Source organism: Pectobacterium versatile (genome assembly GCF_003932035.1).
GTDB classification, from domain to species: Bacteria; Pseudomonadota; Gammaproteobacteria; order Enterobacterales; family Enterobacteriaceae; genus Pectobacterium; species Pectobacterium versatile.
In genome coordinates this window covers 1,011,542-1,035,224 of sequence record NZ_CP034276.1, presented here as the reverse complement: position 1 = coordinate 1,035,224, position 23,683 = coordinate 1,011,542, and the positions used below count along the sequence as shown (strand labels likewise).

The window sequence follows — 23,683 nt, the reverse complement described above, 5'->3', positions numbered from 1 at the left end:
TTTCATTACGCGATAAAAAGCCAATAACGGTTTCTTTATATCGCCAATGAATAACATTAAAGATGAAATGGTTATTGTTTTTAATTTCACCGTTTATTTTACTTAATTAAGCCAATTAAAAGAGAAATATTTTCACGCTAAACCATGAGCATTTTCCTGTGTTGCCTGCACACGGAAACCCGAGCCGCGCGGCGGTTTCGCACGTCTGTCACAGAAAAAATAATGCACGACATCATTATTATTGTGATGTACCAAAGTAGTACTTCCCGACAAAAAACCATACTATTATGGTGATTACTACTTTTGTATTCGAGACATCCCTGTAGTGCAGCGGTAATACGCCTTAATAATAAGACGCTGAATCCTATAAAGGTCGGAATTTACTAATTAATGCAATTGCAAGTGAGAAAAAAATGTCGAATAAACCCTTCTATTACCAAGATCCATTTCCACTCAGTAAAGATGACACCGAATATCGCCTGTTGAGCAGCGACTTTGTCTCTGTCGCACAGTTTGAAGGTCAGGACATCCTGAAGATCGAGCCAGCCGCATTGACCCTTCTGGCCCAGCAAGCCTTCCACGATGCTTCTTTCATGCTCCGCCCCGCTCACCAGCAGCAAGTTGCCGATATTCTTCACGACCCCGAAGCCAGCGAAAACGATAAATACGTTGCCCTGCAATTCCTGCGCAACTCAGAAATTTCCGCCAAAGGCATCCTGCCGACCTGTCAGGATACCGGTACGGCGATCATCGTCGGTAAAAAAGGCCAGAACGTCTGGACTGGCGGTAACGATGCCGAAGCGCTGTCCAAAGGCGTGTACAACACGTTCATTGAAGACAACCTGCGCTATTCGCAAAACGCCGCGCTGGATATGTACCAAGAGGTCAACACTGGCACCAACCTGCCCGCGCAGATTGACCTCTACAGTACCGAAGGCGAAGACTATAAATTCCTGTTCGTCACCAAAGGCGGCGGTTCAGCCAACAAGACGTATCTGTATCAGGAAACCAAAGCACTGCTGACGCCGGGTAAACTGAAAAGCTTCCTGATTGAGAAAATGCGCTCACTGGGTACCGCGGCCTGCCCGCCGTACCATATCGCGTTTGTGATTGGCGGCACCTCGGCAGAAACTACGCTGAAAACCGTTAAGCTAGCATCGACCAAGTACTACGACGAACTGCCGACCGAGGGCAACGAGCACGGTCAGGCGTTCCGCGATGTCGCGCTGGAGCAGGAGATTCTGGAAGCCGCGCGCGATCTGGGTCTGGGCGCGCAGTTTGGCGGGAAATACTTTGCACACGACGTACGAATTATCCGCCTGCCGCGCCACGGCGCATCTTGCCCCGTCGGTATGGGCGTGTCCTGTTCCGCTGACCGTAACATCAAAGGCAAGATCAACCGCAAAGGCGTCTGGCTGGAGCAGTTAGAGCAGAATCCGGGCAAATATATCCCTGAGCACCTGCGTGAAACGGGCGAAGGCGATGCGGTTAAAATCGACCTGAACCGTCCGATGGCCGAGATTCTGAAAACGCTGTCGCAGTATCCGGTATCCACCCGTCTTTCCCTGACCGGCACCATCATCGTGGGCCGTGACATTGCTCACGCCAAGCTGAAGGAACGTCTGGATAACGGCGAAGGCCTGCCGCAGTACATCAAAGATCACCCGATTTACTACGCGGGTCCGGCGAAAACGCCAGAAGGCTACCCGTCCGGCTCGTTAGGCCCGACCACCGCTGGCCGCATGGATTCCTACGTCGATTTACTGCAAGCCAACGGCGGCAGCATGATCATGCTAGCGAAAGGCAACCGCAGCCAGCAGGTGACCGACGCGTGCCATAAACACGGCGGCTTCTACCTCGGCAGCATCGGCGGCCCGGCAGCGATTCTGGCGCAGAACAGCATCAAGAGCCTGACCTGCGTTGAGTACCCAGAACTGGGTATGGAAGCTATCTGGAAAATCGAAGTAGAAGATTTCCCAGCCTTTATTCTGGTCGATGATAAAGGCAACGATTTCTTCCAGGTGATTCAGAGCGCCAAGTGCGTGAAATGCGGTTAAGGAAGCCCTACGGCGGTTAGAGATTAACCGCCAACGCTCACCGAGCGAGAGTAACGGATAGATCGTAAAGTCGCTGTAAACACATCCCTGTGCGCTCGGCTTGCGCCATCCCTGGCGCAAACGCTTTACTCTTCTATTCCGTTACTCCCGTTTTCGTTCGGTAAATAGGTTTGTCTACGACCTACAACGCCCTGACCGTTCATCTGGGCGTTTTTTTATTTAATGCCTAACCGCTTCGCCAGACGGTGCAGGTTGCCGCTGTCCATTTCCAGTTTTCTGGCGCAGGATGACCAGTTGCCCTCATGACGTGCCAGCGTTTGTTGGATGATCCGACGCTGATAGTCGTCCGTTGCCTCTCGCAGCCCGCCGCTGATGAAATACGCTGGCTCTATCTCGATAGCATTCGACGATCCCGTGGCGGAATGAGCAGGTTGAGCGGGAAGTTCAAGATTGAAATGCTCACGCCCCAACAGCACCTCGCCCGACTCCTGCCCTGCTCTCGCCAGCACGGTGGCACGATAAATGGCGTGTTCCAGCTCGCGCACATTCCCCGGCCAGTCATATTGTTCCAGTAGCGCCCCCGCGTCGGCCGTCAACGCCAGACGCGCCAGCCCCAGCTGCACGCGACTGCGTTCACAGAAGAACCCCGCCAACAATGCCACATCCTGACGACGCTCGCGCAGCGGCGGTACGGAAAGCGGGAACACGCTCAGACGGTGGAACAAGTCGGCACGGAAAGCACCATCCAGCACCGCCTGCCGCAGATCGCGGTTGGTTGCCGCCAGCACGCGCACGTTCACTTTCAGGCTGCTGTCATCACCCACGCGCTGGAGATCGCCATACTGCAATACGCGCAGCAGCTTCGCCTGTAACGTCAGAGACAGTTCGCCAATCTCATCCAGAAACAGCGTGCCGTTATCCGCCATCTCAAACTTGCCAGTACGATGATGGATCGCTCCGGTAAACGCGCCCTTAACATGACCAAACAGCTCACTTTCCGCTACCGACTCCGGCAGCGCGGCGCAGTTCAGGTACACCAGAGGATGACTTGCCCGGCTGGAACCGCGATGAATCGCCCGCGCCACCAGCTCTTTACCGACGCCGGTTTCTCCCATGATCAGCACGTTCAGGTCGGAACCCGCGACGATATCAACCTCTTTCTTTAGCCGCTGCATCGGTTCTGACAGCCCAACCATTTCATCCACGCTTTCCGCCGCCGGACTTTCGGCCCGCACCGGCGCGGGCAACTGCCGCTCAAGACGTTCCATCAGCAGCGCGTTACTCAGCGCCGCCGCCGCCATCGCCCCCACCAGCCGCAGTTCTTCATCGCTAAAATGGTCGAACTGACACGGGTCCATGCCATCCACGGTCAGCGCGCCGATCAGGTTCTGATTGGCAAACAGCGGCAAGCCAACGCAGGCATGTACCTTAAGATCCTCCTGACTGGGGATCAGACCGTCATACGGATCGGGAAGCTGGCTGTCCGCCGGAAAGCGCACCACGTCACCCGCGCGGGCAATCGCCTCCAAACGGGGATGATCGGACAGACGAAAGCGTCGCCCCAGCACGTCCGGCGCCAGACCGTCGATCGCCAAGGGACGGAACAGCTGATTCTCGTAACGCAGCAGCGCCGAGGCATCGCAGCGCAGCAGCTGGCGCAGACTGTTGATTAAGCGCTGGAAACGGTCCTGATTTGATAGCCCCATTTGCAGCTCGATAGCAATACGAGCAAGGGCGTTAATAGAGAGCGTCATGGTGTGTCCTAATGACATAACCTGTGTCATTAAGACAATAGATAAACAATGTCATTTTGACAATGATTATTTATTAAAACCATATAAATCAATAAATTAAAAACTGGCACACTTCCTGCAATCTCTACAGCATATCCCCGACTATGACTACTGAGGTTTCAGAACATGACAATTCACGTTAAGAACAATATCCACTGGGTTGGACAACGCGACTGGGAAGTCCGTGACTTTCACGGCACCGAATACAAAACGCTGCAAGGCAGCAGCTACAACAGCTACCTGATCCGCGAAGAGAAAACCGTGTTGATCGATACCGTCGATCACAAATTCAGCCGTGAGTTTGTGCAAAACCTGATGGCGGAAGTGGATCTGAACACGATTGACTACATCGTGATCAACCACGCCGAAGAGGATCACGCCGGGGCGCTGAGCGAGCTGATGGCACGTATTCCCAACACGCCGATTTACTGTACCTACAACGCGATCGATTCCATTACCGGTCACCATCACCACCCCGAGTGGAATTTCCACACGGTCAAAACCGGCGACACGCTGGATATCGGTAACGGCAAACAGCTGATCTTTATTGAAACACCGATGTTGCACTGGCCAGACAGTATGATGACCTACATGACCGAAGATGCCGTACTGTTCAGTAACGATGCGTTCGGTCAGCACTACTGCGATGAGCACCTGTTCAATGACGAGGTGGATCAAACCGAACTGTTCGAACAGTGCCAGCGCTATTTCGCCAATATTCTGACGCCGTTCAGCCGCTTAGTCACCGCCAAGATCCACGAAGTGCTGGGCTTTAACCTGCCGCTGTCGATGGTTGCGACCTCACACGGCGTGGTATGGCGTGACGATCCTGCTCAGATCATCCACCTGTATCTGAAGTGGGCGGACAGCTATCAGGAAGATCGTATCACGCTGTTTTACGACACCATGTCCAATAACACCCGCATGATGGCCGACGCCATTGCGCAAGGCATCAACGATGTCGACCCCGGCGTCGCGGTGAAAATCTATAACGTCGCCCGTCACGACAAGAACGAAATTCTGACGCAGGTCTTCCGCTCGAAAGGCGTGTTAGTCGGTTCATCCACCATGAATAACGTGATGATGCCGAAGGTCGCCGCCATGCTGGAAGAGATCACCGGCCTGCGTTTCCAAAACAAGAAAGCCTCGGCGTTCGGTAGCTACGGCTGGAACGGCGGTGCAGTAGACCGCGTTCAAACCCGTCTGATGGATGCCGGTTTTGAAACGACGCTGGCGCTGAAAACCAAATGGCGTCCTGACGGTTCCGCGCTGGAAATTTGTCGCAATCACGGCCGTGAAATCGCTCGTCAGTGGGCATTACATCCGCTGGATGACACGCCAGCCCGTCGCGTCATCTCGCCCGTAAAACAGACCGCTGCGGCACCGCAAACCACCACCGCCCCGCAGAATGTGAGCGCCCCAGCCGAGAGCGCCTGCGGATGCAATGAAGTCGCTGCGGCACAGTCAACCGCACAGCCAGCGGTACAGTCAGAAAACGGTTGTATGGTGTGCAGCGTCTGCCAGTGGATCTACGATCCGGCGCTCGGCGAACCGATGCAGGATGTCACCCCTGGCACCATGTGGTCGGACGTACCAGACAGCTTCCTCTGCCCAGAATGTGGGCTGGGTAAAGACGTTTTCAATCCGATTCGCTAGGGAGAGGATGATGAAAGATATCGTGATTATTGGCGCGGGCTTTGCCGCCCGCCAGCTCATCCGACAGTTGCGCAAGCAGGATGCTCACAGCCCTATCCGCCTGATTACCGCCGACAGTGGCGATGAATACAACAAGCCGGATTTAAGCCATGTGATGAGCCTGCAACAGCACGCCGACGATCTGACCAAAATGTCGGCAGCCGCGTTTGCCGAAGAAAACCGTATCACGCTGCTGGCCAATACGCGTGTCACCGCCATCGACCGCCATGCACAACAGGTCATCTGCGGCACGGCTCGTTACGATTACCACAAACTGGTGTTCGCGACCGGGGCCAGCGCCATCGTGCCGCCGATTTCGGGACGCGAACATATGCTGACGCTCAATAGTCAGCAGGAATACCGCACCCACGAAGGTCGACTCTGGCAAGCCGAACGCGTGCTGGTGCTCGGTGCCGGACTCATAGGAACCGAGCTGGCAATGGATTTGGGACGCGCCGGAAAACGGGTCACGCTGGTAGACTGCGCCAACAGCATTCTGCCCGCGTTGATGCCGCCCGAAGTCAGCGCGCGCCTGCAATTCACGCTAACGCAGCAGGGCGTTTCGCTGCTGCTGAACACGACCCTGCAACAGTTGGAGAAAACCGAAACCGGCGTACAGGCTACATTTACCGATGGCCGCGCTGTCGAAGTGGACGAAATACTCTCTGCTATCGGTTTGCAGGCCAACACACAATTGGCGAAAGCGGCAGGGTTAGCGGTACAGAAAGGCATTCAGACCAATGCGCAGTTACAGACCACCGATCCACAGATTTATGCGCTGGGCGACTGCGCAGAGATTAGCGGTAAGCTCCTGCCCTTCCTGCAACCGATTCAGCTCAGCGCGATTACGCTGGCGAAAAACCTGCTGGGTGCCAGCGAGACGCTAACGCTGCCGCCGATGCTGGTTAAAATCAAGACGCCACTGTTTCCGTTACAGATGGCAGGCGATACCACTGGTAGTGATTTACACTGGCAGCAAGAATGGAACGAGCTGGGGATGGTGGCTAAAGCGCTGGATAGTCAGCAAATGCTGCGCGCCTTTGTGGTCGGCGGTGAGCGGATGAAAGAGGCATTTCCGCTGCTGAAGCAGCTTTCCACCGTGAGTTCAACCACGGCCTGACACAGCAAAATAAATAATGCATTTAAAATACATATTTTCTGGTCAGCCTGCGTGCGGATTAATAGAATACGGCTATCGCTTTTGGAATTTACAGACCGAGGTAACGATGCAAGATCTCATTTGTTATAAGAAGATGCCGCAGTGGAACAGCCAGACGCTGCCTGCCGCGTTTCAGGAAAAGCACAACACGCAGGAAGGCACCTGGGCGAAACTGACCGTGTTGAAAGGGGAAATGACCTTCTCCATGCTGACCGAAGACGGCGATACGCTGGAGACATTCCAGTTCTCCGAGCAGAACCAGCCGCCGTTTGTTGAGCCGCAGGCGTGGCACCGCATCGTCTCGTTCTCTGACGATCTGGAATGTCAGCTCAGCTTTTTCTGTTCAGCGGAAGATTTCTATCATAAAAAATACAGTCTGACGCGCACCCATTCCGAAGTGATCAACGCCGTGCAGCACATCAAACCGGGCAAAACGCTGGATTTAGGCTGCGGTGGCGGGCGCAACGCGCTGTATCTGAATCTGCGTGGTTTTGATGTCACGGCCTGTGATAAGCATGAGCAAAGCATTGATTCGCTGAATAACATCATCAAGAGCGAAGCGCTGGAAAACATTCGGGCTGGCGTTTACAACATCAATCTGGCGGAAATCAAAGAACAGTACGACTTTATCCTGTCGACCGTCGTGCTGATGTTCCTGGAACGCGATCGTATTCCGCACATCATCAGCAACATTCAGGACAGCACCGTTAACGGCGGCTACAACCTGATTATCGCGGCGATGTCGACGGAAGATTGCCCGTGCCCAATGCCCTTCTCGTTTACCTTTAAAGAAGGCGAGCTGAAGAACTATTACGCCGATTGGGAGATCCTCAAATATAACGAGGATATGGGCGAACTGCACAAGACCGATGCGCAGGGTAACCGCATCAAACTGCGCTTCGCCACGCTGCTGGCAAGAAAGCCGTAAGCACCGGTTTGCGGTTAAAAAACCTAAACCCGTAAAATACAAAAGGGCCGATTAATCGGCCCTTCTTATTTCTATTACGCTGCATGCATCAGCTGGCTTTGCGCTCTGTCGCGATGCGGTAAGCGACCAGATCTTCAATCGTCAGCACCGGCATGTCGTGCTGTTTGGCAAACGTGATCACTTCCGGCGCGTGCGCCATTGAACCATCATCGTTCGTCAGTTCACACAGAACACCAGACGGCTTCAGGCCCGCCAACGTCATCAGGTCAACCGTCGCTTCAGTGTGACCACCGCGCGTTAACACGCCACCCGGCTGGGCGCGCAGCGGGAATACGTGACCAGGGCGATTCAGATCGCTTGGCTTGGCGTTATCCGCAATCGCGGCACGAATGGTAGTCAAGCGGTCAGCAGCGGAAACGCCCGTCGTCACGCCTTCGGCGGCTTCGATCGTCACGGTGAACGCCGTTTGGTAATGGCTGGAGTTCTTCTCCACCATCATCGGCAATTCCAACTGCTGGCGACGTTCTTCCGTCAGGCACAGGCACACGATGCCACTACCGTGACGAATCGTCAGCGCCATTTGTTCAACGGTCATATTTTCAGCGGAAAAGATCATGTCACCTTCGTTTTCACGATCTTCATCATCCAACACCAGCACGCCGCGGCCATGACGCAATGCATCAAGTGCGCGTTCTACGCGTTCAGTAGGATTGCCAAATTCAGAAAGTAATGTCTGATTCATGGTAAAAAACCTCAATGTTATTATGGATTACCAGAATCAGGGCGAGCTTGAGGAGTAACCATTACTACTGGTTGCATAGTAATAGCTAACAAAAATAACGCGAGCGAGCATATAGCTCGACAGATACCGTTACTCTCTCCCATCCGGACTTTAACCGTCGGCTCCGGAATTACACCGGATCTGCTGACCCCACGTTGCGAAACCGATAATAAAAAACCGGAAAACACAGCGAGAGCGCTCGCGGGCTTCCAGTGCGCAGAGACTGCGTTCACTGGTTTACCGCCGGTGGGGAATTACACCCCGCCCTGAGAATAAGCGGGTTTACTATAACGCTAATACCTCGATAGGGCAATTGATCCGCCACAGGAAATAGGGCAAAACGTCTGCTGGATTACAGTAAAATTATTCTGAATTACAGTAAAACCATGCTGAATATGTGCAAAGCAGATGTCAGATTTTATTTATACCCATTACACTTGCTATAGTAATAACTTACATAACCTAATCAGGAAAGCGACATGATTGACCCAAAGAAGATTGAGCAAATCGCCCGTCAAGTGCATGAATCTATGCCAAAAGGTATCCGGGAATTGGGTGATGATGTAGAGAAAAAGATTCGTCAGGTCTTGCAGGCACAACTGACCCGGTTGGATTTGGTGAACCGTGAAGAGTTCGATATTCAGACGCAGGTTCTGCTCCGCACGCGCGAGAAGATTGCTCGTCTGGAACAGCGTATGACCGAGCTGGAAGCGAAACTGTCTACGGAAGAAAAGCCTGCCACAGCGCAGGAAAACGACCAATCGTCATAACACTCGTCTCATCACAACAGCTCGTCATCATCGCGATACAACGCCCTAATCAGGGCGTTGCTCAATTCCCTACTCTGCGCCAGCGGCAACCCTCAGAAACACAGATTTCACGTCGCGGCATTCAGAATAAACGGCTCAGTGGGAAACCAGTTCGACCTGCTTACGCGGCAGGAACAGCCACAGCACAGCCAGCATGATTAACGCATACAGCGATTTCCAGCCGATCATCAGCAACAGCGCACAGCAGAGCAGGCCACCGATTGCCGCCATCACTTTGGCGCGCCCTTTCAGCAAGCGCCACCCCGCCAGCATACACAGCAGATAAATCAGAACGAAGATGCCGTTCGCGTACACAATCAACATGTCCAGTGGCAGTCTGAGCCAGTAAATTAACAGGCAGCACACCAGACAGCAGGCCACCACAACCGACAGCGCATTCACCGGCGCTTGCCCTGCGGACAGCTTCGCCAGTGCACTCCCTTTCGGTGCCTGCGACCAGACTAAACGGGCAAAGCCCTGCGTGTAGATATTCACGCTGGCGAAACAGGCCAGATACCCGACAAAGCAGGCAATCCACAGCGCATGCTGACCAAACAATTGCACAACGATGCCCGGCAGTGAGGCCGTGGCGGCAATGCCTTCTCCGTAAGCCTTAAAGTGCAGCACAGCCGCCGTACATCCCCAATACACCGCACCCGCGACCAGCATGCCGATGAGTAAAGCCCGTGGGAAATCCCGCTCCGGCACCCGAAACTCCGTCGCCATGTGGGCAAAGGCTTCAAGGCCGACAAAGCACCAGAACATAACGGCCAGCGCACCGAAAGTGTTAGACCATGACAGTTCACTCACTGACGGCCAGGGAATGTGTGCAGGCGTGATATCGCCCTGCCACCAGATCGCGGCAACCAGCCCCACCACCAGCATCGCGATAACGATCTGAATATTGGCGCTGGATCCCGCACTGCGCAGGCCAAGCAGCCAGATACCGCCCAGCGTCAGCAGCTGTACGCAGAGTAACCCCAGATCGCTCCAGCCAAATGCCGCCTGCCAGAATCCGGCGGCAATCTGCAAGGCAGCAGGTAGCCCCAGCGGAATAACGGACAGAAATAGCCAACCGGTCACCCGCGCCATGCGCGGCCCAAAAGCGAGGTTAACAAAGTGCGCGGCCCCGCCCGCATTAGGAAAATGTTGCCCCAGCGCGGCAAAGCCAATGGCGATAGGAAAAACAAGCAGGATCAAGATCGGCCACGCCCATAGGCTGTCTTGCTGTGCCAGTTGTGCGACCAGCGCAGGAACCGCAAATACGCCAGTTCCCAGCAGAGAAGTAGACAGCAACCCCACGCCCTGAATCAGCCCAAGCTCTTGTTTTAATCCTTTTGCTTCACTCACTACGTTTCACCTTTTCTTGCTTTTTTACACCACAGCACTACCGGATCGAAGAATAAAAAAAGCCTCCACTAACGGAGGCTTCTCTCACCCACTGCATTCGCAAACTTTATGCTTTCACATAAATGTCTATCAGGCGTTGGCTTTCAGCACATCGCGAATGCGGGCCTTGTAGGATTCAACCTTCTGCGGCGTCATCATACGACGTTCGTCATCTTGCACCACACCGCCAACATCGTCAGCAATACGCTGTGCAGACTGTAACATCAGTTTAAAGTTTTGGCTGGCATCGCCATAAGACGGCACCATCATGAAAATGGACACGCCGGGCGTCGAGAATTCGGACATCGCATCGACATTAAACGAGCCGGGTTTAACCATATTCGCCAGACTGAACAACACCGGGCCTGCGCCAGCGGGGTTCACATGGCGATGGAAAATGTTCATTTCACCAAACTGGAAACCGGCCTGAAGCAGACTTTGCAACAGCAGTTCGCCGCCAATGACACCGCCCTGATGCGCCACAACATGCAGCACCAAAACCGCTTCTTTTGCCGCTGCGGGTTCAACTGGCTCAGGCTGAACTTTCTCATGCAGCGAATGTGCAACAGGCTGCTGTGGAGCAGATGCTGGCGCGTCATACGCAAACGGCTCACGCGGAGCGTTAATGCTCGGCTCGGGAATAGCGGTTTCTCTAGGGACGACAACCTGCGGATGAGTATCACCACGTACTTGCGCACGCGGAGAATCCACTGGCGTCGCTTCATCCAGTAGCGGATCGTAAGAAGACACGGGAGACATGTGCTCGAACGGCGATTTCGCCTCTGAACGAGCGTCTTCACGCGCACTGTTGTTAGTGAATGAGGGGTTATCAAATGACGCGTTATCAAATGATGAGTTATCAAGTGAAGCGCTGCCAAATGAAGGCTCACTCTGCTGCGGGCGGGCGCCCTTCACGCGAACTTCGCCAACGCCTTCATCCAGATCGTCAAGCGGCGTTTCATCACGCGCTTTTTTTCCACGTTTAACCGGGCGGTCACGAAAAAGGGACGAGCGCTCTTTACGGCTAGTCCACAAGCCGTGCAGTAACAGCGCTATTATAGCGATCGCGCCAACAACGATTAATATCAGACGCAAGTCCTGCATCATTGCTATCCCAATTGTTCCAAAAAAACATTGCCACCACGGCAAATACCTATACTACTAACTCTATTTGCCTGAGTACACAAGTGCAAGCCTGCACGGTACTTTATGACAATAAAGATAGATACAACGCACTTTTTTGCTGTTTTTTCATCCAAATGCGGGCTAGTCAGCATAAGATCATCCCGATATGATGCCTCAACAAACAAATGACTGAGTCTATCGGCACTATGTCTTCAGAAAAACCATCATCTTCCGAAAAATCGTCTTACGGCAATACCGCAGGCCAGATTCGCAGCGGTATACACTATTTTCTTGCTGGATGGCGCCTGATCTCACTGCCGGGTATCCGACGTTTCGTTATTCTGCCCTTACTGATGAACATCGTACTGATGGGCGGGGCTTTCTGGTGGCTTTTCACCCAGTTGAATGACTGGATTCCGCAGATCATGAGCCACATTCCGAGCTGGCTGCAATGGCTCAGCTACCTCATTTGGCCACTTGCCGTGCTCTCCATTTTGCTGGTATTCAGCTACCTATTTAGCACGATAGCCAATTTTATCGCCGCACCGTTTAACGGCTTGTTGGCGGAGCAATTGGAAGCAAAACTCACCGGCCAAACGTTGCCGGACAGCGGTATACTCGGCATCGCTAAAGACGTCCCGCGCATTATGAAACGTGAAGTCCAAAAACTGGCGTATTACCTGCCACGCGCGATTGTGCTACTGCTTCTCTATTTCATTCCAGGTATTGGACAAACTGTCGCTCCGGTACTGTGGTTCCTGTTCAGCGCGTGGATGCTGGCGATTCAATATTGCGATTATCCTTTTGATAACCACAAAGTGGGATTTGCCACGATGCGGCAGGCATTACGCCGCCATAAAGTCGCCAATATGCAGTTTGGCGCATTGGTCAGCCTTTTTACGCTGGTGCCTTTTTTGAATCTGGTCATCATGCCCGTCGCGGTATGTGGTGCAACGCAGCTGTGGGTGGATCGTTATCGCGATCTGTCAGCAACCCTGCCGAAAAAATCGCCATAAAAAGACCGCAAGCACTGGCTGATAACAGCCGGTGCTTTCTATTGTAATGAAAAGATATTTCTTAAGAACATAACGATATAGCAATTCTTTACTTCACTGAAAAGTGTGAACGGGTATTCTCTCTACGTTCGCAAAAATTTCATACAGTTATAAGGACAGGCTATGAGCAAGATCTACGAAGACAATTCTTTCACAATCGGCCATACGCCGCTGGTTCGCCTGAACCGTATCGGCAACGGACGCATTCTGGCTAAAGTGGAATCCCGCAACCCCAGCTTCAGCGTAAAATGCCGTATCGGCTCCAACCTGATTTGGGATGCAGAAAAACGCGGCGTTCTAAAACCAGGCATTGAGTTGGTTGAACCTACCAGCGGAAACACAGGGATTGCCCTGGCCTATGTCGCTGCAGCTCGCGGTTACAAACTCACGCTCACCATGCCGGAAACCATGAGCATTGAGCGTCGCAAGCTGCTGAAAGCGCTGGGTGCGAACCTGGTGCTGACCGAAGGCGCAAAAGGCATGAAAGGTGCCATCGCCAAAGCAGAAGAGATTGTAGCCAGCGATCCGCAGCGTTATCTGCTGCTACAACAGTTCAGCAACCCCGCTAACCCAGAAATTCACGAGAAAACCACCGGCCCTGAAATTTGGGAAGATACCGACGGTCAGGTTGATGTCTTTATCTCTGGCGTCGGTACTGGCGGTACGCTGACGGGCGTCAGCCGCTACATCAAGAACACCAAAGGCAAGGCCATCATCAGCGTGGCGGTTGAACCTACCGATTCACCCGTGATCACTCAGGCGTTGGCAGGCCAAGAGCTGAAACCGGGCCCGCACAAGATTCAGGGCATCGGCGCGGGTTTCATTCCAGGTAACCTGGACCTGAAACTGATTGACCGTGTAGAGAAAGTGACGAACGAAGAAGCGATCAGCACCGCGCGCCGTTTGATGGAAGAAGAAGGCATTCTGGCCGGTATTTCTTCCGGTGCAGCCGTTGCCGCAGCGCTGAACTTGCTCAAAGAAAAAGAATTTGAAGATAAAACTATCGTCGTTATTCTGCCTTCTTCCGGCGAACGCTACCTCAGCACAGCACTCTTTGCCGACCTGTTCACCGAGCAGGAACTGCAACAATAACCACCCGGTCACACTCGAACAACAAGTGACCAATGTGTTAAAAAAGCACCTATTTAGGTGCTTTTTTGTGGCACAGTTCAAACTTTCTACCACATATGGATTGCTTTTCTACATCAGGTTTAGTATTTAACCGAACAATTATTTTGATGCGTGAAATTAATATCCGACAAGTACCACGCCTCATCACATTATGTTTTTCCTGCGCATGACCGCTTTTTTCCTGCGCACGATAGCCCACATCGCCGTTTTGCGACTGAGGTTAAGATAATGGGTGACGGAATCTGCGGTATTTGATGGTATTTTATTCAGGAAATACGTTTGACGGTTTTCTTGTCGCATCGTGGCCTGCCCCTGTAACATAAATCAGGAGCTAACCAAACAGGCTAAAGTTCAGTGAATCAGCTAAACTTTAGTTCCACAACATTAATCTAATCCATAAGTTGGGGAAAAAAGCATGTTCCAGCAAGAAGTGACTATCACCGCACCAAATGGCCTGCACACTCGTCCTGCTGCTCAGTTCGTCAAAGAAGCCAAAGGCTTCACCTCTGAAATCACAGTGACGTCTAACGGCAAGAGCGCTAGCGCTAAGAGCCTGTTCAAATTACAAACACTCGGCTTAACACAAGGAACTGTGGTTACTATCGCTGCGGAAGGCGAAGACGAACAAAAAGCGGTTGAACACCTGGTCAAGCTGATGGCTGAGCTCGAGTAAACGACGAGTTTTTTAGTGAACACCAGAATCGAGTAAGGTAGGGTTATGATTTCAGGCATATTAGTATCACCGGGTATTGCTTTTGGTAAGGCACTGTTACTGAAAGAAGATGAAATTCTCATCAACCGGAAGAAAATCTCTGCGGATCAGGTGGAGCAGGAAATTGAACGTTTTCTGACTGGCCGTTCCAAAGCATCCGTACAGTTGGAAGCTATCAAGAAGAAAGCGGGCGAGACGCTGGGCGCAGAGAAAGAAGCCATCTTCGAAGGCCACATCATGTTGCTGGAAGATGAAGAGTTCGAGCAGGAAATCATAGCCCTGATTAAAGATGAGCATGCTTCCGCCGACGCAGCTGCATTTTCCGTCATCGAAAACCAGGCTAAAGCACTGGAAGAGCTTGATGATGAATATCTGAAAGAACGCGCCGCGGACATGCGTGATATCGGGAAGCGTTTGCTACGCAACATTCTCAATATGACCATCGTCGATCTGGGCGATATTCAGGATGAAGTCATTCTGGTCGCAACGGACCTGACACCGTCAGAAACCGCGCAGCTGAATCTGGACAAAGTGCTGGGCTTCATCACCGACCTCGGTGGCCGCACATCTCACACGTCCATTATGGCCCGTTCGCTGGAACTGCCTGCGATCGTCGGCACGACAAATGTGACCCAGCAGGTCAAAAACGGCGACTATCTGATTCTGGATGCCGTAAACAACCAGATTTATCAGAATCCGACCGCGGATAAAATTGAAGAATTAAAAGCGGTTCAGCAGCAATACCACGCTGAAAAGTATGAGCTGGCTAAGCTGAAAGATCTGCCGGCCATCACGTTGGATGGTCATCAGGTTGAAGTCTGTGCCAACATCGGTACCGTGCGTGATGTCGCGGGTGCTGAGCGTAACGGCGCAGAAGGTGTCGGCCTGTATCGTACCGAATTCCTGTTCATGGATCGTGACTCACTGCCTACCGAAGAAGAGCAGTTCCAGGCGTATAAGGCTGTTGCCGAAGCCGTTGGCGCTCAGGCCGTTATCGTCCGTACCATGGATATCGGTGGCGACAAAGATCTGCCATACATGAATCTGCCGAAGGAAGAGAACCCGTTCCTTGGCTGGCGTGCTATCCGTATCTGTCTGGATCGTAAAGAAATCCTGCATGCTCAGCTGCGTGCCATTCTGCGCGCATCAAAATTTGGCAAGCTGCGTATCATGTTCCCGATGATTATTTCCGTGGAAGAAGTACGTGAGCTGAAAGCCGAACTGGAGATGCTGAAAGCACAGCTGAGAGAAGAAGGTAAAGCCTTCGACGAAAGCATTGAAGTCGGCGTGATGGTTGAAACACCTGCCGCTGCCGCCATCGCGTCACATTTAGCCAAAGAAGTCGACTTCTTTAGTATTGGGACAAATGACTTAACCCAGTATACTCTGGCAGTTGATCGCGGTAATGAGCTGATTTCTCATCTCTATAATCCGATGTCCCCCGCAGTCCTGACCCTGATTAAACAGGTTATTGACGCGTCTCATGCCGAAGGCAAATGGACAGGGATGTGTGGTGAGCTCGCCGGTGACGAACGTGCTACACTACTGTTATTGGGAATGGGTCTGGACGAATTCAGCATGAGTGCAATCTCTATCCCGAGCATCAAGAAAATCATCCGTAATGCGAATTACGAAGATGCGAAGGCGCTGGCGGAGCAAGCACTCGCTCAACCGACAGCACAAGAGTTAAGCAATCTGGTGAGCCGCTTTATTAAAGAAAAAACGCTCTGCTGATTCTGCTTTACCTAATAGGTTTCAAGGTGGCAATCAGCACCCCGACAGGCGATAGATTCGCAGTCGGGGTAGCGAAGAAAACCAATGCCACACCAACTTGAAAGATTAGGGTATACGCTGGCCCAATATTAATGCTTAGGAGAGAATCATGGGTTTGTTCGATAAATTGAAGTCTCTGGTTTCTGACGACAAAAAAGACACTGGCAGCATCGAAATTATTGCCCCGCTGTCCGGTGAAATCGTCAATATTGAAGACGTTCCTGATGTCGTATTCGCAGAGAAAATCGTCGGTGACGGTATTGCCATCAAGCCAACTGGCAACAAGATTGTCGCACCGGTAGACGGCACCATCGGTAAGATTTTTGAAACCAACCATGCGTTTTCCATCGAGTCTGACAGCGGCATTGAGCTGTTTGTGCACTTTGGTATTGATACCGTTGAATTGAAAGGCGAAGGCTTCAAGCGCATCGCCGAAGAAGGCCAGCGAGTGAAGAAAGGCGATCTCATTATTGAGTTTGACCTGGCTCTGCTGGAAGAAAAAGCGAAGTCTACTCTGACACCAGTGGTTATTTCCAACATGGATGAAATCAAGGAATTGACCAAACTGAGTGGTACGGTTGTTGTCGGTGAAACGCCGGTTATCCGTATCAAAAAGTAAGCCGCCTTCTACGGATGGTTTACTACGTTTGCACGAAACGGCACCCGGATGGTGCCGTTTTCGTTTCAAGCTTTCCAGCGCGGCACGCACAGGCGAATCACTAATCCGCACTCTTCACCATTATCTGCCTCAATATGCCCGCCGTGCGCTAGCACGACTTTACGGGTAATCGCCAGCCCTAGCCCATAGCCTTTGCCAGATAGCGGCGAATCAACACGAATGAAAGGATCGAAGATACTGGAGAGCTTACTTTTCTCCACGCCAGGCCCCTGATCGGCGACCTGAATCATCCACTCATGTTCATTGCCAATGAGTGACACGGAAACCTGCTGTTCAGGTGCTGAAAAGCGTAGCGCATTGCGCATCACATTATCGACCGCCCTGCGCATCAGCTCTGCGTTGCCTTTAATCGTGTAGTCTTCGTCTTCATCTGCTGCCAGCAGGATTTCAACGCCGGTGACCTGCGCTTCATAGCGCGTATCGTTGACCACCGCCGTCACCAGCCCCAGTAGATCGAAATAGGCTTCCTCAATGCCGGAATGCTCCGTGCGCGATAGCGTCAGCAGTTCGCCAATCATCTTATCCATCAGCAAGGCTTCACGCTCTATTCGCTGCAAGGAGCTCTCTATATTGTCCGGGTTCTGCCTTATCAACCCGATAGCGAGCTGCAAACGCGCCAGCGGAGAGCGCAGCTCGTGCGAGACATCATGAAGCAGTTGTTCACGCGCGCTGGCTAGACTGTCCAGCCGTTCGACCATTGAATCGAAATCACGCGCGACATCGCTGATTTCATCATGACGTTTATGCATCACTGGCAGCAGTCGCACGTTCAGATCGCCCTGCGCAACCTGATCAAACCCCGCGCGGATCTGACTTAGCGGACGTGCCAGACTCCATGCCAATACCGAGCTGAACAACAGGCCACCAAACCCCGCAATGATCACAAACGGCACAGGCACGTTGAGAAACTCGACCGGACGAGGAGGACGAAATTCGCTGCGCAGCAGCTCGGCGTCATAACGAATCTGATACCACTTTCCGGCAGGGCCGCTGACCTGCTTGATTATATGCGTGGCACGCGGCGCGCCACGTTTATCCGGCGCAAAAGCCTCATCGAGCAACACGTTCTGCGGAGCGGAAACTAACTCCTGATCGGACAGCGGCAACGGCGATTCCGTGACGGAAATGTATTGCTGCTCTTGCTGCGGCAGCAGCGACATCACATCGTTCAGTTCGCCCAAGCCGCCATGTTGCAGCGCCGCAGCCACCATCTCCGTTTGCATCGTCGCAATGCGCGACACCACGATTTCTTCCAGCGGCTTATGCCGCTCGCCGTAAAAAGAAAAAGCCAGCCACAGCAGTTGGGACATGACGAGAAACGTCAGCCAAAAACCGAGCAAGATCTTCCAGAAAAGTCGTCCACGAATCATCATCAGCGAATCCGGTATCCCACGCTGCGCACGGTTTCAATCGTCATGCTGCTGCCCGGCAAGGCTCCGAGCTTCTGACGGATATTGCTGATGTGTACGTCCACGCTGCGGTCATAAGCCTCACGGCGACGCCCCAGACATTTTTCGGACAGCTCATCCTTTGACACCACCCGCTCGGGGAAACGCAGCAGCAGCTCCAGCAAATTAAACTCAGAGGCCGTCAGATCAAACGGCTTCCCTCGCCATTCGCTGATGCGCGTTGCAGGGTTCAAGACTAGATCGCCGCTGGCCGCCAGGCTCTCGTCCCGTTTTGTATTCGGCTGATCGTCATAGCGGCGTAGCACCGCACGTAGTCTCGCCACCAGCTCACGCGGGTAACAAGGTTTGGGCATATAGTCATCCGCGCCCATTTCCAGACCGATAACTCTGTCGATATTGTCGCCTCTCGCCGTCAGCATAATGACGGGCAACTGCTGGGTTTTTCTGATCTGACGCAGCACGTCAATCCCGCTCATATCGGGCAGCATGACATCCAGAATCATCGCGGTGTAATCCCCCGACGTCGCGCCATCGACGCCCTCTTTGCCCGTCAGCACCCGCGAGGTCGAAAACCCTTCCGCATTCAGATACTCACAGAGCATATCGCCCAGCTCTACGTCGTCATCGACCAGTAAAATATTCATATCCTGTCCTCATTAATCGGGTATACCCTACGTATTCGAGTTGCGGGAAGGAAACGCACATGCAGCTTGAAGTATGATAGGTATAGATGATGTATTCTCAGGCCTCGCGTGAATATTCGCAGCCAGATTTACTTAATCCTTACCATTTCTTTCAGCAAAGATTACCGCTACCTTTACGGACTCGGGGTAAATTACTCACCTACGTTATTTATTCCCGTTGATACCCTAAATAATTCGAGTTCCAGGCAGGCGGCAAGCGAGGGACAAATTCGTCGGGAACGAATTTGACCAGCCAACGGCTGGCCTTCGGTGAGAGACAGGATGTCTCTCATTTAATCCCGATGAGCTTACTCAGGTAAGTGATTCGGGTGATTGAGCGCAGCCAACGCACCTGCAACTTGAAGTATGACGGATACAGATGCATGAATTAAGGACGACTTTCCCTGATGCAATCACGATTTTTTACACGACGCCGTACGACGATCGCACTTGGTCTTATCGCCGCTGCCGTGCTTCTACATCTATTTTTCAACAAGCCATCGCCTACGCCCAATACGCTTACCGCCGCCGCCGAGATTGCGGATCTCGAACAAACGGTGCTTGCTGACGGAAAAATTGAGGCACAGAAGCTGGTCAGCGTCGGTGCACAGGCCTCAGGGCAAATCAAAGCGCTGCACGTCGAACTAGGCGATAAGGTGAAAAAGGGGCAATTGATCGCCGAGATTGATGACCTCACCCAGCAGGACACGCTAAAAAACGGTGAAGCGGCGTTAAAAAATATTCAGGCGCAGCGAGCAGCCAAATTGGCCGAATTGCGTAATAACGAATTAAGCTGGCAGCGTCAGCAAATGTTGATGAAACGTGGCGTTGGCGCACAGGCCGACTACGATAGTGCGAAGGCGACACTCGACGCCACCAGAGCCAATATCGACGCGTTAGACGCCCAAATCGTTCAGGCGCAGATCACCGTCAACACCGCCAAGGTTAATCTGGGATACACCCAGATTCGTTCACCGATGGATGGCACGGTAGTCGCGATTCCCGTTGAGGCTGGCCAAACGGTCAACGCGATCCAGACGACGCCGACCATTGCCAAAGTCGCCAATCTGGACACCATGACCATCAAGGTGAAAATCTCAGAAGCCGACGTCGTCAAGGTAAAAACCGGCATGCCCGTATGGTTCAGTATTCTGGGCGAACCGAATAACCGTTACGAAGCCACGCTGAGCTCGATTGAACCCGCGCCAGACTCTATCAACACGGACTCGACCACAACGTCATCCAGTTCGAGCAGCAGCACCAGTTCATCATCCAGCACCGCGATCTATTACAACGGCCTGTTCGATGTGAAGAACCCTGACGGCGTATTGCGCATTTCCATGACGGCACAGGTGTATATTCTGCTGTCTTCGGTGAAAAATGCCATTGTCGTTCCAGCGACGGCGTTAACCTCACGCGATGGCATGTGGTACGTGCAGGTCGTGAATGCGAACAAGAAGATCGAATCGCGTCTAGTCACGCTCGGTCTCAATGATAACGTGCGCACTCAGATCCGTTCGGGGCTCAGCGTTGGGGAACAGGTTGTTGTCAGCCCATCGTCCGGTGATGCCGCGTCTACGCATCCCGGCCCGCCGATGGGGATGTAACACATGTCCACATCCTTACTTAAACTAACCGGCATTACCCGCCGCTTTTCCAACGGCGAACAGGACGTCACCGTCCTCAAGGACATCAACCTGACCATCAATCAGGGAGAGATGGTGGCGATTGTCGGTGCGTCCGGGTCGGGAAAATCCACGCTGATGAATATTCTCGGCTGTCTGGATAAACCGTCCTCCGGTGATTATCAGGTGGCAGGACGCGCCGTTGGCAAACTGGACAACGACCAGCTCGCGGAACTGCGCCGCGAGCATTTCGGCTTTATTTTCCAGCGCTATCATCTGCTCGGCGACCTCAGCGCACAGGGAAATGTTGAAGTTCCGGCCATTTATGCAGGAAAGAGTCGGCTGGCACGCCGTCAACGGGCAGCAGAGCTGCTAACTCGGCTAGGACTGGAAAATCGTCTCCACTATCGGCCTAGCCAACTTTCTGGCGGCCAGCAGCAGCGCGTGAGTATCGCGCGGGCGCTGATGAACGGCGGTGGCATCATTCTGGCGGATGAACCAACTGGTGCGCTGGACACCCACAGCGGCAACGAAGTTCTGAGCATACTTCGCGATCTGCACAGACAAGGTAATACTGTCGTGATCGTGACCCACGATATGGCGATTGCCGAACACGCTCAGCGCATCATCGAACTGCGCGATGGCGAAGTGATTGCCGATCGGCAAACGCGCCCCGAAGAGGCCACCGAGCCGCCACCGCAAGCCGCCAGCTCTCCAGCGACGTCCGCCCTGAATCAGTTCAAAGATCGCTTTATCGACGCGTTTAAAATGGCGCTGCTGGCGATGAACGCCCAGCGGATGCGCACCTTTCTGACCATGCTCGGCATCATCATCGGCATTGCGTCTGTCGTCTCGGTCGTCGCGCTGGGAAAAGGCTCACAGGAGCAAGTGCTGGCCGACATCAACTCGATGGGCACCAGCACGCTGGAAATTTTCCCCGGCAAAGACTTCGGCGACATGGATGCCAGCGCCATCCAAACGCTGCGAGCCAGCGATATTCAGCCGCTAACGCAGCAGCCCTACGTGCATAGCGTTACGCCTTCGATCTCAACCAGCGTAACGATGCGCTACGGCAATATTGCCGTTTCCGCCAGCATTTCCGGGGTTGGTGAGCAGTTCTTCACCGTGCGTGGCTACACTCTGCAACGCGGCGTGCTTTTCCCTCGCAGCAGCGTTGATGAACTGAAGCAGGACGCAGTGATTGACAAAAACACGCGCGATAAGCTCTTTCCCCACGGCGAAGATCCCATTGGGCAAGTGATTCTGCTGGGCTCGCTGCCCGTAAGGATTATCGGCGTCGTCAGCAAGAATCAGGGCGGCTTCGGCAGCGATGAAAACCTGAACGTGTGGGTGCCGTACACGACGGTGATGAAGCGCATGGTCGGGCAGTCCTACCTGAAAAGCATCACGGTGCGGGTGAAAGACAATATTGATATGAACGTCGCCGAGAAAAGCATCACTGCACTGCTGACGCAGCGGCACGGTACGAAAGATTTCTTTATCATGAACACGGACAGCATTCGGCAGATGATCGAGAAAACCACCACCACGCTCACGCTGCTGGTGTCGATGATCGCGCTGATTTCGCTGCTGGTCGGCGGTATTGGCGTGATGAACATCATGCTGGTATCCGTCACCGAGCGAACCCGAGAGATCGGCGTTCGCATGGCGGTTGGCGCACGCACCAGCGATATCATGCAGCAGTTTCTTATCGAAGCGGTGCTGGTTTGCCTGTTCGGCGGCATCATCGGCGTGGCGCTGTCGCTGGCTATCGGCGTACTGTTCGCACAGTTCAGCAGCAATTTCGCGATGATGTATTCCAGCTCCTCGATTATTGCCGCGTTCCTGTGCTCCAGCCTGATCGGTATTATCTTCGGCTTTTTCCCCGCCCGTCGTGCCGCACGGATGGAACCGATTCATGCACTGGAGCGGGAATAGCCAACGCACATGCAACTCGAAGTATGACGAGTAACGTTAGTCAAATACCCCGGTGGACAGATAGCGGTCACCGCGATCGCAGGCGATTGCCACAATGACGCTGCCGGGGTTTTCTGCCGCAATCCGCAACGCACCAGCTACCGCACCGCCGGAACTGACACCACAAAAGATGCCTTCCTGACGCGCCAACTGTCGTAGCGTATTCTCGGCGTCCACCTGCGTCATATCCAGAATGCGATCGACCAGATCGGCACGAAAAATCCCTGGCATATAGTCTGGCGTCCAGCGGCGAATACCGGGAATGTGGCTCCCTTCCGCAGGTTGTAATCCCACCGTACAAATTGCCGGGTTCTGCTGTTTCAGATAACGGCTGACGCCAGAAATGGTGCCGGTCGTTCCCATACTGGAAATAAAATGAGTCAACTTTCCCGCCGTCTGCTGCCAGATTTCTGGGCCAGTAGTCAGAAAGTGTGCCAGCGAATTATCTGGGTTATTGAACTGATCGAGCGTTTTCCCTTCTCCCGCCAGCACCATCTGTTTCGCCCGATCCCGCGCCCCTTCCATCCCCAGCTTGCGATTCACCAACACCAGCTCCGCGCCATACGCGCGCATCGCGGTCTGGCGTTCATAGCTCATGTTGTCCGGCATCAGCAGACGCAGCCGGTAGCCTTTTACCGCCGCAATCATCGCCAACGCAATGCCGGTGTTCCCGCTGGTCGCCTCAATGAGCCGGTCACCGGGGGCGATGTCACCGCGATTCTCCGCCTGCTGAATCATAGAGAGCGCGGCCCGATCTTTTACCGATCCGGCGGGGTTATTCCCTTCCAGCTTCAGCCAGATTTCACTGTTCAGCCCCTGTGTTATGCGCTGCAATTTCACCAGCGGGGTATTACCAATACAATGCTCAAGCGTTGTCACAAGTTGAGTCCTAAAAAAACCTCA

The 23,683-nt window shown here is 53.2% G+C and carries 19 protein-coding genes and 1 riboswitch; of the genes, 12 read left to right on the top strand and 7 right to left on the bottom strand.

Annotated features, from left to right (window positions below; all coding sequences use genetic code 11):
- Nucleotides 1–413 precede the first annotated feature (413 nt).
- Nucleotides 414–2,057 carry a class I fumarate hydratase FumA gene (gene fumA, locus EIP93_RS04725; RefSeq protein ID WP_103861307.1) on the top strand — a complete coding sequence of 548 codons (1,644 nt, stop codon included), beginning with the start codon at nt 414–416 and terminating at the stop codon, nt 2,055–2,057.
- Between the two features lie 215 nt (nt 2,058–2,272).
- Here the strand turns inward: fumA and norR are convergent, their stop codons facing one another.
- Nucleotides 2,273–3,811, bottom strand: coding sequence for a nitric oxide reductase transcriptional regulator NorR (gene norR, locus EIP93_RS04720; protein ID WP_103971851.1), 1,539 nt, complete (start codon nt 3,809–3,811; stop codon nt 2,273–2,275).
- A 165-nt stretch (nt 3,812–3,976) separates the two neighbouring features.
- Between norR and norV the strand changes: the two genes are divergently transcribed.
- The 3 genes from norV to tehB all read left to right on the top strand — a co-directional run bounded on the left by norV (nt 3,977) and on the right by tehB (nt 7,632).
- On the top strand, nt 3,977–5,506 hold the full coding sequence (gene norV / locus EIP93_RS04715; protein ID WP_103861309.1) for an anaerobic nitric oxide reductase flavorubredoxin: 1,530 nt from the start codon (nt 3,977–3,979) through the stop codon (nt 5,504–5,506).
- A gap of 7 nt (nt 5,507–5,513) precedes the next feature.
- Complete coding sequence (gene norW, locus EIP93_RS04710) at nt 5,514–6,665, top strand: NADH:flavorubredoxin reductase NorW (RefSeq protein WP_180744305.1); 1,152 nt, start codon at nt 5,514–5,516, stop codon at nt 6,663–6,665.
- Between the two features lie 106 nt (nt 6,666–6,771).
- A complete protein-coding gene (gene tehB, locus EIP93_RS04705; RefSeq protein WP_125232352.1) occupies nt 6,772–7,632 on the top strand; it encodes an SAM-dependent methyltransferase TehB in 861 nt (286 codons plus the stop codon).
- Between the two features lie 88 nt (nt 7,633–7,720).
- Here tehB and ribB read toward each other — a convergent pair whose 3' ends face one another.
- Nucleotides 7,721–8,374, bottom strand: a complete 654-nt coding sequence (ribB, locus tag EIP93_RS04700; protein ID WP_103158255.1) for a 3,4-dihydroxy-2-butanone-4-phosphate synthase — start codon at nt 8,372–8,374, stop codon at nt 7,721–7,723.
- A gap of 127 nt (nt 8,375–8,501) precedes the next feature.
- Nucleotides 8,502–8,691: riboswitch (FMN riboswitch) on the bottom strand.
- 201 nt (nt 8,692–8,892) lie between these two features.
- Between ribB and ubiK the strand changes: the two genes are divergently transcribed.
- The gene (gene ubiK / locus EIP93_RS04695) at nt 8,893–9,183 is read left to right on the top strand and encodes a ubiquinone biosynthesis accessory factor UbiK (protein ID WP_103943537.1); all 291 of its coding nucleotides are present in this window, start codon (nt 8,893–8,895) and stop codon (nt 9,181–9,183) included.
- Between the two features lie 135 nt (nt 9,184–9,318).
- On the opposite strand, the gene yjeH is transcribed toward ubiK, so the two are convergent.
- On the bottom strand, nt 9,319–10,572 hold the full coding sequence (gene yjeH, locus EIP93_RS04690) for an L-methionine/branched-chain amino acid transporter (protein ID WP_116362901.1): 1,254 nt from the start codon (nt 10,570–10,572) through the stop codon (nt 9,319–9,321).
- Nucleotides 10,573–10,701: 129 nt separating this feature from the next.
- Entirely contained in the window at nt 10,702–11,718 is a 1,017-nt protein-coding gene (gene zipA / locus EIP93_RS04685; protein ID WP_180789929.1) for a cell division protein ZipA, read from the bottom strand.
- Between the two features lie 203 nt (nt 11,719–11,921).
- On the opposite strand from zipA, the gene cysZ reads away from it, so the two are divergent.
- From cysZ to crr, 5 genes are all read left to right on the top strand, one after another.
- Nucleotides 11,922–12,752, top strand: coding sequence for a sulfate transporter CysZ (cysZ, locus tag EIP93_RS04680; RefSeq protein WP_103861314.1), 831 nt, complete (start codon nt 11,922–11,924; stop codon nt 12,750–12,752).
- A gap of 162 nt (nt 12,753–12,914) precedes the next feature.
- A complete protein-coding gene (cysK, locus tag EIP93_RS04675) occupies nt 12,915–13,883 on the top strand; it encodes a cysteine synthase A (RefSeq protein ID WP_103861315.1) in 969 nt (322 codons plus the stop codon).
- A 454-nt stretch (nt 13,884–14,337) separates the two neighbouring features.
- Nucleotides 14,338–14,595 (top strand): phosphocarrier protein Hpr, encoded by a 258-nt coding sequence (ptsH, locus tag EIP93_RS04670; RefSeq protein WP_005971891.1) that lies wholly within the window; start codon nt 14,338–14,340, stop codon nt 14,593–14,595.
- Nucleotides 14,596–14,640: 45 nt separating this feature from the next.
- A complete protein-coding gene (gene ptsI, locus EIP93_RS04665) occupies nt 14,641–16,368 on the top strand; it encodes a phosphoenolpyruvate-protein phosphotransferase PtsI (protein ID WP_103943532.1) in 1,728 nt (575 codons plus the stop codon).
- A 148-nt stretch (nt 16,369–16,516) separates the two neighbouring features.
- On the top strand, nt 16,517–17,026 hold the full coding sequence (gene crr, locus EIP93_RS04660) for a PTS glucose transporter subunit IIA (RefSeq protein WP_010301392.1): 510 nt from the start codon (nt 16,517–16,519) through the stop codon (nt 17,024–17,026).
- Nucleotides 17,027–17,091: 65 nt separating this feature from the next.
- Here the strand turns inward: crr and EIP93_RS04655 are convergent, their stop codons facing one another.
- Both EIP93_RS04655 and EIP93_RS04650 read right to left on the bottom strand, forming a co-directional pair.
- Nucleotides 17,092–18,459, bottom strand: a complete 1,368-nt coding sequence (locus tag EIP93_RS04655) for an ATP-binding protein (protein WP_103861317.1) — start codon at nt 18,457–18,459, stop codon at nt 17,092–17,094.
- The gene (locus EIP93_RS04650; protein WP_103861318.1) at nt 18,459–19,139 is read right to left on the bottom strand and encodes a response regulator transcription factor; all 681 of its coding nucleotides are present in this window, start codon (nt 19,137–19,139) and stop codon (nt 18,459–18,461) included. The genes EIP93_RS04655 and EIP93_RS04650 overlap by 1 nt, the downstream gene beginning before the upstream one ends.
- Before the next feature lie 446 nt (nt 19,140–19,585).
- Here EIP93_RS04650 and EIP93_RS04645 point away from each other — a divergent pair, with 446 nt between their 5' ends.
- Nucleotides 19,586–20,785 carry an efflux RND transporter periplasmic adaptor subunit gene (locus EIP93_RS04645; protein WP_125232351.1) on the top strand — a complete coding sequence of 400 codons (1,200 nt, stop codon included), beginning with the start codon at nt 19,586–19,588 and terminating at the stop codon, nt 20,783–20,785.
- A 3-nt stretch (nt 20,786–20,788) separates the two neighbouring features.
- Entirely contained in the window at nt 20,789–22,741 is a 1,953-nt protein-coding gene (locus EIP93_RS04640) for a MacB family efflux pump subunit (RefSeq protein ID WP_125232350.1), read from the top strand.
- Between the two features lie 36 nt (nt 22,742–22,777).
- Here EIP93_RS04640 and cysM read toward each other — a convergent pair whose 3' ends face one another.
- On the bottom strand, nt 22,778–23,659 hold the full coding sequence (gene cysM, locus EIP93_RS04635) for a cysteine synthase CysM (protein WP_010301380.1): 882 nt from the start codon (nt 23,657–23,659) through the stop codon (nt 22,778–22,780).
- Nucleotides 23,660–23,683 lie beyond the last annotated feature (24 nt).